A 14,268-nucleotide genomic window follows, 5' to 3' on the forward strand; every position below is an offset into this window, starting at 1 on the left:
GGGAGGATGCGAATGCCAAGTACGACACACCCCAAGCCGGATCTGGCCCGCGCGCTGTTCACCCCGCGCACGGTGGCTCTGGTGGGCGCCTCCTCCAATCCGGCACGAAACGCGGCGCGGCCCCTGGCCTATCTGCGCAAGCACGGCTTCACGGGGCAGATTTTCCCGGTGAACCCCTCGGTACAGATGATCGGCGAAATCCCCTGCTATGCCCGGGTACGCGACATCCCCGCCCAAGTCGATCACGCCTTCATCATGGTCGGCGCCCCCCGGGTCGCCGATGCGCTGCGCGACTGCGCCGAAGCCGGTGTCCCCTGCGCGACCATTCTCAGCGACGGGTTTTCGGAGGCCGGGCCTGAAGGCCGCGCCCGCGAGGCCGAACTGCGCCAGATCGCGCAGGACAGTGGCATCCGGCTGCTGGGGCCCAACTCCATCGGCGTGATCGACACCGACGGGTTCACATGCAGCGCCAACGCCACCCTGGCGATGGAAACGCTGCCGCGCGGCGGCTATGGTGTGATCTCGCAAAGCGGCAGCATGATCGGCGCGCTGCTGTCCCAGGGCGCGGCGCGCGGCATCGGCTTTTCCAGCCTGGTATCGGTGGGCAACGAAATCGATCTGACCGTGGGCGAGGTCGGCGCGCTGATGATCGCCGATCCGCGCTGCAAGGCGGTTTTGCTGTTTTTGGAATCGATCCGCGACCGCGCCGCCCTGACCGAACTGGCGCGCCAGGCCCATGCGGCGGGCAAGCCGGTTCTGGCCTACAAGCTCGGCCGCTCGAAAGCCGGTCAGGAGCTTGCCACGACCCATACCGGCGCGCTTTCGGGCGACGATGCCACCGCCGATGCGCTGCTGGCTCATCTCGGCATCGCGCGGGTGCGCATGTTCGAGACCCTTTACGAGGCGCCGCCGCTGTTTCACAGCGCGGCGCCGGCCGGGGGGCAGCGCGTGGCGGTTGTCACCACCACCGGCGGCGGCGGTGCGATGGTGGTCGATACCCTGGCCGCCAACGGCATGCAGATGGCCCTGGCACTGGACGAGGTGCAGACCATCCTCTCAGAGCACGGTGTCGCCAGCGGCGGCCCGGGCCTGATCGACCTGACCCTCGCGGGCACGCAGCCCGATCTCGTGCGCACGGTGATCGACGCGCTCATGGCCAGCGATCAGGTGGATGCGGTGGCGATGGTCATCGGCTCGTCCTCGCAATTCCACCCCGAACTGGCGGTGGCGCCGCTGCGTGGTTTCGCGCGGGCGCCCAAACCGCTGGCCGTGTTCCTGGTGCCCGCAGCGAAGCAATCCCGCCGGATGCTCACCGATGAGGGGCTGGCGGTGTTCCGCACGCCGGAATCCTGCGCCGAGGGCCTGCGTGCGCGGCTGTTCCTGGAAGCGCCCGGCGCGGTGGAGCCCCCCGACGCCGCCCTGGCCGAAACGGTTGACGCAACGCTGAAGACGGCGGGCGGACGGGTACTCGACGAACTGACCTCGCGCACGGTCTGCGCACAGCTCGGCATCGGCGGGCCCGAGGGCGCCCTGGCCACCAACGCCGCCGAAGCCCGGCAGATATTCGCGCGGATCGGCGGGCCCGTGGTGCTCAAGATCGTTTCGGCGGCCATCCCGCACAAATCCGACAGCGGCGGCCTGTTGCTGGGCCTGCGCGACGCGGAGGCGGTGGCCGACGGGTTCGAGACATTGATGCGCTCGCAGGCCCTGGCGCATCCCGAGGCGCATTTGCAGGGCGTGCTTGTCCAGGCGATGGCCTCCGGCGTGGCCGAAGCGCTGATCGGATATCGGCACGATCCGCAGATGGGGCCGATGGTTATGCTGGGCGCGGGCGGCACCCTGGCCGAAATCCTCGATGACACGAGCATCCGCGTGGCGCCCATCGACATGCGGACCGCGCGGCAGATGATCGCCGAGGTGCGCTTCCTGCGCGCCACGCGCGGCTACCGGGGCCGCCCGGCCGGCGATCTGGACGCGCTGGCAGAGGCCCTCGTGGCCCTGTCGCGCCTCGCCCATTGCCCGCAGGTGGCCGAGGCCGAGATAAACCCGCTGCTGATCGGCGCGAAGGGCGCGGGCGCGCTGGCGCTGGACGCGCTTGTCGTGGCGCAGAGCGATGCCACCGAAGACGCCAAGCAAACACTGAAGAAGAGGGCCGGATGACAAACGCGCAAGCACGAGCCGCCGGGCAGGCGAAGGCCGGGAAGGAAACGCTGATTTCCTTCTCCGGGATCGGCAAGCAATTCATCGTCAAGGGCGCGCCCTTGCAGGCGGTGCAGAATATCGACCTGGAGGTCTACCGGGGCGAGATCCTGACCGTGGTCGGCCCCTCGGGTTGCGGCAAGTCCACCTTGCTCAACATCTCGGCCGGTCTCTACCCCGCCAGCGCCGGCGAAGCCCGGTACGCGGGCAAGCCGATCCAGCCCTATAACCCCGCCGTCGGCTACATGACCCAAAGCGATCATCTGCTGCCCTGGCGGGATGTGGCCGGAAACATCGCCATCCCGCTGGAGATCAAGGGCCTGTCGAAATCAGAGATCACCACCCGGGTCGAGGAACTGATGGAAACCGTCGGCCTGGCCGGGTTCGGCGCCTCCTACCCCAATCAGCTTTCGGGCGGGATGCGCAAGCGCTGCGCGCTGGCTCGGCTGCTGGCCTATGATCCCGAAACACTGCTGATGGACGAACCCTTCGCTGCGCTCGACGCGATGCTGCGGATGCGCATGCAGATCGAAATCCGCGATCTCTGCCGCAAGCTGAACAAGACGGTGATGTTCGTGACCCACGACCTCGACGAAGCGGTGGCGATCGGCGACCGCTGCGTGGTCTTCACCGGCCGCCCCGGCACCATAGAGCGGGTCGTCGAGGTTCCGCTCTCCCCGGACCGCAACATCCTGCATCTGCGCAAGGATGCCGAATACCGCGCGATCACAGCCGACCTGTGGGACGTGCTCGCCCCATCCATCACGGAGGACCACTGACATGGAAGCCCCGAGCAAATCGCGTATCTGGCTGCTGCGCGCGGCCTTCCTAACCTTTGTGCTGGGGTTCTGGGAATTCTCCTCGGGCCGCCTGGCCTCGGAATTCTTCATCAGCAGCCCCAGCGCCATTGCCGTGCAGTTCACCCAGTGGGTGCTGTCCGGCGCCATCTTCTATCACGGCGCGATCACGCTGATCGAAGCGCTCGGCGGGTTCATCCTGGGCGGCCTCATCGGCATGTTCTTCGGCGTCTGGCTGGGCCGGGCGGAACTGGTGGCCGAGGTGCTCGATCCGTTCATCATGATGTTCTACTCGCTGCCCAAAGTGGCGCTGGCGCCGCTCTTCGTGCTGTGGTTCGGCGTCGGCATCGACATGAAGATCTACCTCGCCGCCACCATCGTATTCTTCCTGGTGTTCCTGAACACCTATACCGGGGTGCGCGCGGTGAGCCGCGAACAGGTGGCGATCCTGCGGCTGATGGGCGCCACCGAACGGCATCTGCTGTTCAAGGTGGTGCTGCCCTCGGCAATCACCTGGGTGTTCACCGGTCTGCGGCTGTCGGTGCCCTATGCGCTGATCGGCGCCATCGTGGGTGAATTGATCGCCTCGAACCGGGGGCTCGGCTACCTGCTGGCCAATTCGGCGGGCCAGTTCGACACCACCGGCGTGTTCGCAGCCCTGATCGGGATCATGGTGATGGCCTTCTTCCTCAATGCCACGGTCAAGCTCTTCGAGAAGAAGGCGATGCCCTGGCGCGATCTGGATTCATCCCGCGAGATGTCGATCTGACATTCGCCCCCGCGGGGCCCGGCCCCGCCAATACCCGCCGGCATGTACCGGCGGCCCTTCACAGCAACAAGGAGTACAACAATGACAGTCTTCAGCAAGATCAGACAGGGCGCCGCCGCGCTGACACTGGCCGGCGGCCTCGCGCTCGCAGCGCCAGGCGTGGCAATGGCCCAGGACGAGGTGAACTTCGCCATGCCCAGCGTCGGAATGCTCTATCTGCCGGTCTATGTGGCCGATGAGATGGGCTATTTCGAAGAGGCCGGGATCGACGCCAACCTCCAGGTCTTCAAGGCCGGCGGCGGCACCTCGATGGCCGCCGTTTTGGGCGGGGACATGGATGTCTATATCGGCTCCACCTCCGCCGCGCTGCGCGCCGCCTCGAAAGACACCAACGCGGTGATCATCGGCGCGCTGATGACGCAATACGCCTCCAACGTGGTGATGCGCGGCGAGTTCGCCCGCGAGAAGGGCCTGACCGCCGACAGCACCGTCGAGGAACGGCTCGCCGCGCTGGAAGGCGCGCGGATCGGCGTGACCGGCGCCGGCAGCGGCACCCACCAGCTGGCGCTCTACATGCTGACCGAAGCGGGCCTCGACCCCGAGCGCGACGCCACCGTGGTCTTCGTCGGCGGTAGCAACGAGATCCTCGCAGCTTTTTCGCGCGACCGGATCGACGCCTTCACCCTGTCGAACCCGACAAGCGACACCGCGATCGCGAAATATGACGGCTTCTTGCTGTTCAACACCGCTGCCGGGCAGTTGCCGGCGCTGGACGGGCATCTCTATATCTCGGTCAACACCCGCCAGGGCTGGATCGACGAGAACCCCGAACTGGCCAAGCGCATGATGGGCGCGATCCAGCGCGCGCAGACCGCGATGCACGACCCCGCCCTGACCGAGGAGATCCGCGACCGGGTCTACGAGGCCAACTTCCCGCGCGTCGACAAGGCGCTGTTCGATCAGGCCTGGGTCTCGGTGCTGCCCGCCTATCCGAAATCGCCCGAGATCACGCGCGGCCAGATGGAGCGGGTGGTGAACTTCCTCAACACCTTCTCCGAGAACAAGCTCGACGGGCTGGATATCGACGCGGCCTTCACCAACGATATGCTGGAGCCCGCGACCAACTGATCGGCCCCCGCAAAACCGCCCGCCGGCCCGCGCCGGCGGGTGGCCCTGGCGGCGGCCAGTCAGGCGCCGCACACATCACCGAAGGAGAGACGGGCCATGTCCGACAAGCTGGAAAAATGGCAGGGCTACGTGCCCGACGCCGAACTCGCCGCCTACCGCAAGGGCGGCTTTGGCGAACGCATCGGTTTCGGTGCCCGCACGGCCTTGCTCAACATCGACACGACCTGGATGTTCGTCGATCCCGCCCATGACATGTGCGCCCGCGAGATGCCCGAACTGCGGGCCGCCATTACCGCGCTGACCCGGCAATTCCGCGATCTCGGCCTGCCGATCTATTACAGCCGCCGCGACAACCGCAATCATCCGGTCCGGCGCGGCATCTGGAACCTGAAACTGTCGGTGGCCGAAAGCGCAGGTTATACCACCGATGCCCGCGCCGATGAATGGCCGGAAGACTACGCCCCGACCCCGTCGGATGTGGTGATCGAGAAGAACAAGCCGTCGTGCTTTTTCGAAACCCCGCTGGAATCCTTTCTGCGCTACGATCAGGTCGACACGCTGGTCGTGGTCGGCATCTCCACCAGCGGCTGCGTGCGCGCCGGAGTGACGGATGCGTTCTCGCATAATTTCCGCGTGATCGTGGTGGAGGACGCGGTGGGCGACCGCAGCCCCAGCGCCCACAAGGCGAGCCTGTTCGACATGGACATGAAATTCGCCGATGTGGAAAGCCACGCCTATGTCCGCGACAGCCTGGCCGCGCGCTACGGCGGCGCCTGATACAGGGCCGCTTCTGGCCCGGCAAACGCGCGCAGCCCCCGCGCCCGACCTTCTTCAACGCCGCAACACGCACGTTTCGGGGGGCAGCTCCCCCGGACATCATCTTGTATTTCCCGGCAAACCAGCCCAGTTGCGCGAAACCCCAATCATTTGCGATCAACGCGATGGAGCAGTCCGCCCTGGGTTCGGCCGTGAGAACCCGCCGGGCGCGGTGCAGCCGGATGTTGCTTTCCATTTAATTGGGGAAGAACCCATTTAAATGCCAAGCGACAGCAGCGACACCAAATCCTGCCTGCTCGGTAAGGCGCTGACCGTCCCAAAGCGTGATACCGTAATGCCGGCGGCTTTTGCGGCCACCTGCAAGGCCCGACGGGAAACCGGGCCGCCGGCCAGCATCACCGCTGCCAGTGCGACGCTTTGGAATGTGTCCCCTGCACCCGTCGTATCGACCACGTCGCAAGGATAGGCCGCGATCTCTTCGATGCTGCCGGAACGAAGACCAAGCAGAGCACCCCGCGCGCCGCGCGTCAGAACAGCGGTTCGGCTACCCATCGCAAGCAGCGCACGCACGGCTTCCTCGCCGTTGCGCCCTGTATATGTCTCGGCTTCAGCTTCATTGACGAACACCATTGCTGCACGTCCAAGGAGCGGCCGAAACGCGGCCTCCGCCGGTGAAGGATTGAAAACCACGTCCAGTTCCTTCCGGCACGCGACATCGAAAAGCTCCGCCGTGACCGCCGGCGAAAGATTGCCCTGTAACACCATGAAATCTCCCGGCGAGGCTTCATCCAGAACCGGCATGACGATCGAAACATCGAGCGCACGCGCGCAATCGACGGTCGTGATGATGATGTTGCCGCCGCGCGGCTCGGCCATGACGATCGAAAGATCGGTGGCAAGGCCGGGCAGGGTGGCAAAGCGCGCATCTAGCGGCTCCTGCTTCAAGCGCAGGCGCAACTTGTCAGCCTGCGCATCATCGCCGACGCCACCGATGAAGGTGACCGGTACGCCGCAGCGCGCCAGGACGATCGCCTGATTGGCGCCCTTTCCGCCCAACTCGCTGGAACGCTGCGTGCCAAGGATCGACTGCCCTTCCCGAGGCAGCGCATCGACCTCGAAGGTCTGATCCATCGCAACATTGCCGACCACATAAGCACGCATCAAACTCTGCCTTGTCATACCGTTTGTCCCGGTGCTTGAGCGTCTGGGCGGGGCAAACGTCCAGTCCACCGAAAGTCCTGCGCGCGCAATATCCTTGACTCCACCGCCAATAACAACTGTAAATGCGTTTACTAAACCGCTTTACAGAACGGAAAGGGCGCCCGATTGGCCCAAAACCGGCATAGTCTGAAGGATGTTGCGAAGCGCGCCGACGTGTCGGTGGCAACCGTCTCGCGCTACCTGAACGGTTTCCTCGAACTCCCCGATGGAACCCGCAGCCGCATCGACCGGGCCGTCGCCGATCTCGATTACAGCCCAAACCCGCACGCCCGCCGACTGAGCCTCGGGCGATCGGACACACTCGCGCTGGTCATTCCCGACATTGCCAATCCATTCTTCTCGCGTCTGGCTGCGGCGATGGAGGCCTGCGCGGCCGAGCGGGGGAAAATGGTCACCCTGCATGCCACGATGAACCGCAGCGACCGTGAAATCGCAGCGCTGGAAAATGCCTTTCACAATCTGGTCGACGGCCTGATCTTCATCACCAATCACATGCCTCCGGCTGAGATCGCCGAGCGCATCAACCGCTTCCCGCGGGCGGTCGTTCTGGATGAGGATGTGAAGGGCGCGCGTACACCGCGGGTTCTGTGCGACAATGAGCAGGGCGGATTTCTCGCCGGGCAGCTTCTCTACGAGGCCGGCCATCGCAAAGTGGCGTATATCGGCGGTCGCGAGGACCTTTTCAGCACTGCCGCCCGCCTGGAAGGTCTGCGCCGCGGCATGCAGGGCATTGCGCCGTTGCGAAGCTATGTGGACGACCATGCGACCGCGTCGGGTCGTGAACTCGCTCAGCGCTTTCTCACCGAGTGCGATGGGGCAACGGCTCTTTTCGTCGGCTCCGACGAGCTGACCGTTGGGGTGCTTGAAGTGTTCCGCGCCCAGGGCGTGCGCGTACCCGAGGACATCTCCCTCATCAGCTTCGACAACGTCCGCTCGCTCCATCTGTTCGCGCCGGCCATCACCGCCGTCGAGCAACCGGTCGACAGCATGGGCCACCGCGCCATCGAGATGCTGCTCGATGGCGATTGGGACGATCCGGCATTCCTTGAAACGACCGAGCTTTTACCGGTGCGCCTGATCGAACGCCAGTCGGTCGGTGAGCCCCGTCATGCCGGCACAAATGCCTGATCAAGGGCCTCGCCAACACCAAGTTCAACAGGAGAAGAAGCGATGAAAAGTGTATTCAGAAAAACGGCGCTGGCCGCAACCGCCCTTCTGGGCCTGACTGCGGCGAACGCAATGGCACAGGAGACCTTCGCCGTTGTGCAGATCAACCAACAGGCCCTTTTCTTCAATCAGATGAATGAAGGGGCGCTTGCCGCCGCCGCCGAGCTGGGCGACGAGGTGGTCATCTTCAACGCCAACAACGATCCGGCAGCACAGAACAGCGCGATCGAAACCTACATCCAGCAGGGGGTGGACGGCATCGTGGTGGTCGCCATCGACGTCAACGGGATCATGCCGGCCGTTGAACAGGCGGTTGACGCCGGCATTCCGGTGGTCGCCGTCGATGCGGTTCTGCCGGAAGGACCGCACGCGGCGCAGGTCGGCGTGGACAATGCCACCGCCGGCGCCATGATGGGCGAGTTCTTCCTGGAGTATATGGCAGCGGAAATGGGCGGCGAAGCCAAGGTCGGCATTGTCGGCGCCCTGAACTCCTCCATCCAGAACATTCGCCAGGCCGGTTTTGTCGACACGGTCTCGGCGGCCGAGGGCGTGACCATGGCAACGGTCGTCGATGGCCAGAACGTACAGGATCTGGCACTTTCGACCGCCGAGAACCTGATCACCGCCAACCCCGATCTGGATGCGATCTATGCAACGGGCGAGCCGGCTCTTCTGGGCGCGATCGCCGCAGTGGAAAGCCAGGGCCGGCAGGCCTCCATCCGTCTGTTCGGCTGGGACCTGACCGCACAGGCGATCGCCGGCATCGATGCGGGTTATGTCACCGCCGTCATCCAACAGGATCCCGGCCAGATGGGCGGCACCGCGGTCAAGGTGCTCAACACGCTGGCGGAGGGCGGCTCCACCGACCCGGTCGTGTCGGTGCCCGTGACCATCGTGACCACTGAGAATGTGGACGATTTCCGCGGCATTTTCGAATAGGCGGCACGATGGCCTCCCCACAAGCATCGAATCCGGAGGGCCGTGTGCCCTCCGGGACTTCGGATGTGCCACGCATCGCGCTGAAGGGCATCCGCAAGACCTTCGGTTCCATCGAGGCCCTGCGCGGCGTCGATCTGGACGTCGCACCGGGAGAATGCGTTGGCCTTATCGGCGACAATGCCGCAGGCAAATCGACGCTGACCAAGATCATTTCCGGCACCTATATTGCCGACAGCGGAGCGATGGCGATCGACGGCGAGCCGGTCCGCTTCTCCAGCCCGTCCGACGCCCGGGCGCGACGGATCGAGATGGTGTTCCAGGATCTCAGCCTTTGCGACCATATCGATGTCATGGGCAACCTGTTCCTGGGCCGCGAGGAAACGAGGCTGTCGTTCCTCAACAATGCAGCCATGAAAACGCACGCCCGTGCGATGCTGGATGAACTGGACATCCGCATTCCCAGGCTGAATGCGAAGGTTGAACAGCTTTCCGGCGGGCAGCGCCAGGCGATTGCCATCGCCCGCGCGGCCTCCTTCGACCCGCACGTGCTGATCATGGACGAGCCGACATCCGCATTGGCGGTGGCAGAGGTGGAAGCGGTGCTGCGCCTGATCAATCGCGTGAAAGAGCGCGGCGTCTCGGTGATCCTGATCACCCATCGCCTTCAGGATCTCTTCCGCGTCTGCGACAAGATTGCCGTGATGTACGAAGGCACCAAGGTTGCCGAGCGCCGCATCGAGGAGACCAACCTTGAAGACCTCGTGAAACTGATCGTCGGCAAGGGAGAAGCATTGTGAGCGTCAACTACACCGAGCGCAGCCAGGGATCGGCGCTTGCGGATTTCGTCGCCGAACACGCGCAGGTTCTCTCCATCGCCTTCTTTTTTGCCGTCTGCGTGATCTTCTTTTCGCTCTCGACAGATGTGTTTCTGACCGCCGGCAACATTCTCAACATCCTGCGGCAGGCAGCCCCCATCCTGATCGTTGCCACGGCCATGACCTTTGTCATCATCACGGCCGGCATCGATCTTTCCGTCGGTTCGCAAGTCGCACTGATCAATGCGGCCGCCGCCCTTATCCTGATGATGGGCGTGCCCTGGCCGATCGTCATCGTGGCCATGCTTGTGCTGGGCGCTTTCATCGGCTTTGCGCAGGGTTGGTTCGTAGCCTACCAGGGCATTCCCGCCTTCATCGTCACCTTGGCGGGCCTGTCCATTCTGCGCGGCTTGGCGCTTTACATGACACAGGGCTACTCAATTCCGATTTCCGACGTTCCCGGTTTCTTCATGCTGGGCCGCGGAACGTTGATGGGCATTCCCGTGCCGGCCATCATCGCCCTGGCCATCGCCGGGCTCGGCTGGCTGATCCTGAGCCGCAACATCTATGGGCGCCGGGTCATCGCGGTGGGTTCCAACCCGGAAGCCGCGCGCCGCGTGGGCATGCCAGCGCGCTGGACCATAACGTCCGTCTATATGCTTACCGGCGTCGCTGCGGCCATTGCGGGTCTTCTGATTGCCGCCCGACTGGGTTCGGGCTCGTCGAATGCGGCTGTCGGCTTCGAGCTTCAGGTGATCGCCGCGGTGGTGCTTGGCGGCACCTCTCTGTTTGGCGGTCGTGGCTCCATTCTCGGAACGATATCGGGCACACTGACCATTGCCGTTATTGGCAATGGATTGATCCTCATGCACATTTCCCCGTTCTTCACCCAGATCGTTACCGGCACGATCATCTTGATCGCCATTTGGCTGAACACCCGCATCTTCACCGCATCCTTTTCTTTCAGGCGAAAAAACAAAGGCGCCGCGGGGTCGCTCAGGCGGACCTCGGGCTCGTGAACTGGACAAACCATGCAAACCATTTCCAGCAATGACGGCGGTGCGATCCGCGACATTTTCGGGCGCTCCAAGACCCTGATCGGCATGATCCATTGTCCGCCTTTTCCCGGCAGCCCGCGCTATCGCGGCGAAAGCATGGAGGCAATTTACGAAGCGTGCATGCGGGATGCCGATGCGCTGGTCTCGAACGGCATGCACGGGCTGATCGTCGAGAACCATGGCGACGTACCGTTCGCCAAGCCGGAGGATATCGGCCCTGAAACCACAGGCTTCCTTTCTGTCGTGACCGACCGCATTCGCCGCGCTTTCGATGTGCCGATGGGCATCAACGTGCTGGCCAATGCACCCCTAGCCGCCTTTGCTACGGCGTGTGCCGCCGGCGCGCAGTTCATCCGCGTGAACCAGTGGGCCAATGCCTATGTGGCCAATGAAGGTTTCATGGAAGGGCGCGCCGCCCAAGCCATGCGCTACCGATCCGCCTTGCGCTCGGAGCATATCCGCGTGTTCGCGGACGCGCACGTCAAACATGGCAGCCACGCCATCGTCGCCGACCGCTCGATTGCCGAACTGACCCGCGATCTGGCGTTTTTCGATGCGGATGCCGTCATCGCGACAGGCCAGCGCACCGGCAACAGCGCGACGCTGGAGGAACTGAAAGAGGTGGCGGAGGCGACCAACCTGCCCGTCCTTGTCGGCTCCGGCGTCACCGCGCACAACGTCGTGTCTATCCTCGGTGTGGCGGACGCCGTCATCGTGGCCTCGTCGCTGAAAGAGGGCGGCGTGTGGTGGAACCCGGTGGAAGCCGATCGCGTGCGTACTTTCATGGAAGCGGCAAAGCCCGCCATCGCGGTGGCCGGATGAACCTGTCTGACCACATATTGAAGGCCAATGAAGGCATCTTGAACGAGATGCTGACCCATCGCTTTGTCGAGGACGTCTGCGCCGATCGCCTCGCCCCCGACGTGTTTCGGCGCTATGTGACCTATGAAGGGGCATTCGTCGAAACGGCGATCTCGATCTTCGCCTTTGCTGTCGCGCGCGCACCGGACATGAAGGCGCGCCGCTGGATGATCGGTGTGCTCGATGCCCTGGCGAACGAGCAGATCCCCTATTTCGAGGAACGATACCGGGCCTTGGGAATCGAGTCTGGCGCATGCCTGCCGCCGGATGCCCGCGCGTTCGACGACGGCATGCTGGCGCTGGCGGAGAAAGGCGATTTTCTTGACATCGCAACCACCATGTTCGCAGCCGAGTGGATGTATTGGACGTGGTGCCGGCGCGCCATCGCTTGCCAGCTGTCGAATGCCGATCTGAAAGCGTGGGTCGCCCTGCATGTCGACGATACGTTCGCGGCGCAGGCCATGTGGCTGAAACGGGCAATCGACCGCTATGGCAGACAGGACGACGCAACGCGCCTGTCCGCGATCTTCGCCAGGGTGACACGGCTTGAGATCGACTTCCACAACGCGCCTTACCACATGCCGGCTTCAGAGGAACCAGGCCAATGACGCGGCGCTTTTCCGACAGCGTGATGACCGTGCTCGGCCCCGTCAATGCCGATGCGCTCGGCCCGACGCTGATGCACGAGCATATCCTGAACGATTGTACGTGCTGGTGGCGCGGACGCGACCGGGCCTTCACCTCGCCGGTTCGCGATGTGCCCGTCAGCCCGGACATTCTCTGGCAGTTGCGCAACGACCCCTTCGCAAACAAGCACAATTGCGCGCTTGACGATGAAGCCCTGGCGATCGAGGAACTGGGCCTTTTCGCGGCAGAGGGCGGCCGCACGGTCGTCGACCCGACCTGTCAGGGCATCGGGCGCGACCCGGAAGCCCTGAAGCGCATCGCCAGGGCAACCGGCCTCAATATCGTGATGGGGGCGGGCTATTATCTCGAAGCCTCCCATCCGCAGCATCTCAAGGCGATGTCGGCCGACGATGTGGCGGATGAGTTGGCCGTGGAGGCCGAAACGGGCGTCGGGCAAAGCGGTGTTCGCATCGGCCTGATCGGTGAAATCGGCGTCTCGGCGGACTTTACCGACGAAGAGCGCAAAGTGCTGCGCGGATCGGCCATGGCCGCCATGCGCACGGGGCTGCCGCTGATGGTGCAACTGCCCGGCTGGGAGAGGCTTGCGCATGAGGTGCTTGACGAGATCGAAGCGTGCGGCCAGCCGCTCGACAGGGTGATCCTGTGCCATATGAACCCGAGCCATGCGGACCGCGACTATCAGCGCCTGCTGGCCCGGCGCGGCGCCTATATCGAATACGACATGATGGGCATGGACTACTGGTATGACGACCAGAAGGTTCAGTGTCCCAGCGACGAGCAGACATGCGAAGCCATCGCGTCCCTGTTCGCCGACGGTTTCGGCGCCCAGGTCCTGCTGTCGCAGGATGTCTTCCTGAAAATGATGCTGTGCGCCTATGGCGGCAATGGCTACGCCCACGTCTCGCGATACGTATTGCCCCGCCTGCGACGACTGGGCCTCGGCGCGCAGGACCTTGACCTCCTGATGGTGGACAACCCTCGCCGCGCGCTGCTCCAACGTTTGAATGAAGGATCTTAGAATGACCAATGTACTGCTTGTCGGTGAAAGCTGGATCAGCGCCGCGACCCATTTCAAAGGGTTTGATCAGTTCGGCAGCGTCACCTTTCACACCGGCGCAAAGCGCTTCCTGTCGGACATGGAAAGCGCCGGTATCACCGTCACAAACATGCAGGCCCACGACGCCGCGGAGGCTTTCCCCACGAGTCTGGACGGTCTTGACGCCTATGACGTGATCATCCTGTCCGACATTGGCGCGAACACGCTGCTGCATCCCGATGTGTGGCTGCGGGGCGAACGCGTGCCGAACCGTTTGGCGCTCATCGAGGAATGGACGCGCAAGGGCGGCGGCCTCGTCATGATCGGCGGCTATTTCTCCCTTCAGGGCATCGACGGCCGCGCCCGCTGGTACAAGACGCCCGTCGAAGCAGCGCTGCCGGTGACCTGTCTGCCATGCGACGACCGTCTGGAAATCCCCGAAGGCGCAACACCCGTCGTGAAAGCACCGGATCATCCCATCCTGTCCGGCGTGCCGAAGGACTGGCCGTATCTGCTTGGCGTCAACGAGGTGACGATAAAGGACAGCGGCGAGGCGCAGTGCGTTCTGGCGCTCCCCGAGGCTCAGCGCGGGCTGCCGCTGCTCGTGACCGGCCGGCACGGCGAAGGGCGCGCCGTGGCGTGGACCTCGGACATGAGCGAACATTGGCTGCCGCCGGCTTTTCTCGACTGGCCGGGCTATCAGACATTGTTCGCCAACATGATCGGATGGGCCGCATCCCGATAGGAGCGCCAACGTATCGGTCGTCCTTGCTGGACGCCAAGTTTTGAAGCGTTTTGGAGATCACCCAGTTCCGGGCCCGGGCGTCATGCGACTTTTGGAGCTTCGTCGGTT

The 14,268-nt window shown here is 64.2% G+C and carries 14 protein-coding genes; 13 read left to right on the forward strand and 1 reads right to left on the reverse strand.

Going from position 1 to position 14,268, the window contains the following annotated elements; all coding sequences use genetic code 11:
* The first annotated feature begins 12 nt into the window (after window positions 1-12).
* The 5 genes from AC5E6N_RS06145 to AC5E6N_RS06165 all read left to right on the forward strand — a co-directional run bounded on the left by AC5E6N_RS06145 (window position 13) and on the right by AC5E6N_RS06165 (window position 5,670).
* Window positions 13-2,160: an acetate--CoA ligase family protein gene (locus AC5E6N_RS06145; RefSeq protein ID WP_491746989.1), complete on the forward strand. Its 2,148-nt coding sequence runs from the start codon at window positions 13-15 to the stop codon at window positions 2,158-2,160.
* Window positions 2,157-2,978, forward strand: a complete 822-nt coding sequence (locus AC5E6N_RS06150) for an ABC transporter ATP-binding protein (protein WP_491690008.1) — start codon at window positions 2,157-2,159, stop codon at window positions 2,976-2,978. Before AC5E6N_RS06145 ends, AC5E6N_RS06150 begins: the two co-directional genes overlap by 4 nt.
* Window position 2,979: 1 nt before the next feature.
* The gene (locus tag AC5E6N_RS06155; protein WP_491690009.1) at window positions 2,980-3,765 is read left to right on the forward strand and encodes an ABC transporter permease; all 786 of its coding nucleotides are present in this window, start codon (window positions 2,980-2,982) and stop codon (window positions 3,763-3,765) included.
* 81 nt (window positions 3,766-3,846) lie between these two features.
* Window positions 3,847-4,893 carry an ABC transporter substrate-binding protein gene (locus tag AC5E6N_RS06160; protein WP_491746990.1) on the forward strand — a complete coding sequence of 349 codons (1,047 nt, stop codon included), beginning with the start codon at window positions 3,847-3,849 and terminating at the stop codon, window positions 4,891-4,893.
* A gap of 96 nt (window positions 4,894-4,989) precedes the next feature.
* A complete protein-coding gene (locus AC5E6N_RS06165) occupies window positions 4,990-5,670 on the forward strand; it encodes an isochorismatase family protein (RefSeq protein WP_491746991.1) in 681 nt (226 codons plus the stop codon).
* 255 nt (window positions 5,671-5,925) lie between these two features.
* Here the strand turns inward: AC5E6N_RS06165 and AC5E6N_RS06170 are convergent, their stop codons facing one another.
* Window positions 5,926-6,849, reverse strand: a complete 924-nt coding sequence (locus AC5E6N_RS06170; protein ID WP_491746992.1) for a ribokinase — start codon at window positions 6,847-6,849, stop codon at window positions 5,926-5,928.
* A gap of 147 nt (window positions 6,850-6,996) precedes the next feature.
* Between AC5E6N_RS06170 and AC5E6N_RS06175 the strand changes: the two genes are divergently transcribed.
* The 8 genes from AC5E6N_RS06175 to AC5E6N_RS06210 are packed head-to-tail and all read left to right on the forward strand — an operon-like array spanning window position 6,997 to window position 14,160.
* A complete protein-coding gene (locus AC5E6N_RS06175; RefSeq protein ID WP_491746993.1) occupies window positions 6,997-8,019 on the forward strand; it encodes a LacI family DNA-binding transcriptional regulator in 1,023 nt (340 codons plus the stop codon).
* Between the two features lie 42 nt (window positions 8,020-8,061).
* Entirely contained in the window at window positions 8,062-8,997 is a 936-nt protein-coding gene (locus AC5E6N_RS06180; protein ID WP_491746994.1) for a substrate-binding domain-containing protein, read from the forward strand.
* A gap of 8 nt (window positions 8,998-9,005) precedes the next feature.
* On the forward strand, window positions 9,006-9,794 hold the full coding sequence (locus tag AC5E6N_RS06185; protein ID WP_491690015.1) for an ATP-binding cassette domain-containing protein: 789 nt from the start codon (window positions 9,006-9,008) through the stop codon (window positions 9,792-9,794).
* Window positions 9,791-10,831 carry an ABC transporter permease gene (locus AC5E6N_RS06190; protein WP_491690016.1) on the forward strand — a complete coding sequence of 347 codons (1,041 nt, stop codon included), beginning with the start codon at window positions 9,791-9,793 and terminating at the stop codon, window positions 10,829-10,831. Before AC5E6N_RS06185 ends, AC5E6N_RS06190 begins: the two co-directional genes overlap by 4 nt.
* Window positions 10,832-10,843: 12 nt before the next feature.
* On the forward strand, window positions 10,844-11,692 hold the full coding sequence (locus tag AC5E6N_RS06195) for a BtpA/SgcQ family protein (RefSeq protein WP_491746995.1): 849 nt from the start codon (window positions 10,844-10,846) through the stop codon (window positions 11,690-11,692).
* Window positions 11,689-12,339: a TenA family protein gene (locus tag AC5E6N_RS06200; RefSeq protein WP_491746996.1), complete on the forward strand. Its 651-nt coding sequence runs from the start codon at window positions 11,689-11,691 to the stop codon at window positions 12,337-12,339. The genes AC5E6N_RS06195 and AC5E6N_RS06200 overlap by 4 nt, the downstream gene beginning before the upstream one ends.
* The gene (locus AC5E6N_RS06205) at window positions 12,336-13,397 is read left to right on the forward strand and encodes a phosphotriesterase family protein (protein WP_491746997.1); all 1,062 of its coding nucleotides are present in this window, start codon (window positions 12,336-12,338) and stop codon (window positions 13,395-13,397) included. The genes AC5E6N_RS06200 and AC5E6N_RS06205 overlap by 4 nt, the downstream gene beginning before the upstream one ends.
* Before the next feature lies 1 nt (window position 13,398).
* On the forward strand, window positions 13,399-14,160 hold the full coding sequence (locus AC5E6N_RS06210; protein WP_491746998.1) for a glutamine amidotransferase: 762 nt from the start codon (window positions 13,399-13,401) through the stop codon (window positions 14,158-14,160).
* The last annotated feature ends 108 nt before the right edge of the window (window positions 14,161-14,268 follow it).

The sequence above is a fragment of the Hoeflea sp. genome, assembly GCF_984452065.1.

What these genes read in the sequence shown, in the direction of transcription:
- AC5E6N_RS06145 (WP_491746989.1), top strand. Translation starts at nt 13, where the DNA reads ATGCCAAGTACGACACACCCCAAGCCGGATCTGGCCCGCGCGCTGTTC.
- AC5E6N_RS06150 (WP_491690008.1), top strand. Translation starts at nt 2,157, where the DNA reads ATGACAAACGCGCAAGCACGAGCCGCCGGGCAGGCGAAGGCCGGGAAG.
- AC5E6N_RS06155 (WP_491690009.1), top strand. Translation starts at nt 2,980, where the DNA reads ATGGAAGCCCCGAGCAAATCGCGTATCTGGCTGCTGCGCGCGGCCTTC.
- AC5E6N_RS06160 (WP_491746990.1), top strand. Translation starts at nt 3,847, where the DNA reads ATGACAGTCTTCAGCAAGATCAGACAGGGCGCCGCCGCGCTGACACTG.
- AC5E6N_RS06165 (WP_491746991.1), top strand. Translation starts at nt 4,990, where the DNA reads ATGTCCGACAAGCTGGAAAAATGGCAGGGCTACGTGCCCGACGCCGAA.
- AC5E6N_RS06170 (WP_491746992.1), bottom strand. Translation starts at nt 6,849, where the DNA reads ATGACAAGGCAGAGTTTGATGCGTGCTTATGTGGTCGGCAATGTTGCG.
- AC5E6N_RS06180 (WP_491746994.1), top strand. Translation starts at nt 8,062, where the DNA reads ATGAAAAGTGTATTCAGAAAAACGGCGCTGGCCGCAACCGCCCTTCTG.
- AC5E6N_RS06185 (WP_491690015.1), top strand. Translation starts at nt 9,006, where the DNA reads ATGGCCTCCCCACAAGCATCGAATCCGGAGGGCCGTGTGCCCTCCGGG.
- AC5E6N_RS06195 (WP_491746995.1), top strand. Translation starts at nt 10,844, where the DNA reads ATGCAAACCATTTCCAGCAATGACGGCGGTGCGATCCGCGACATTTTC.
- AC5E6N_RS06200 (WP_491746996.1), top strand. Translation starts at nt 11,689, where the DNA reads ATGAACCTGTCTGACCACATATTGAAGGCCAATGAAGGCATCTTGAAC.
- AC5E6N_RS06205 (WP_491746997.1), top strand. Translation starts at nt 12,336, where the DNA reads ATGACGCGGCGCTTTTCCGACAGCGTGATGACCGTGCTCGGCCCCGTC.
- AC5E6N_RS06210 (WP_491746998.1), top strand. Translation starts at nt 13,399, where the DNA reads ATGACCAATGTACTGCTTGTCGGTGAAAGCTGGATCAGCGCCGCGACC.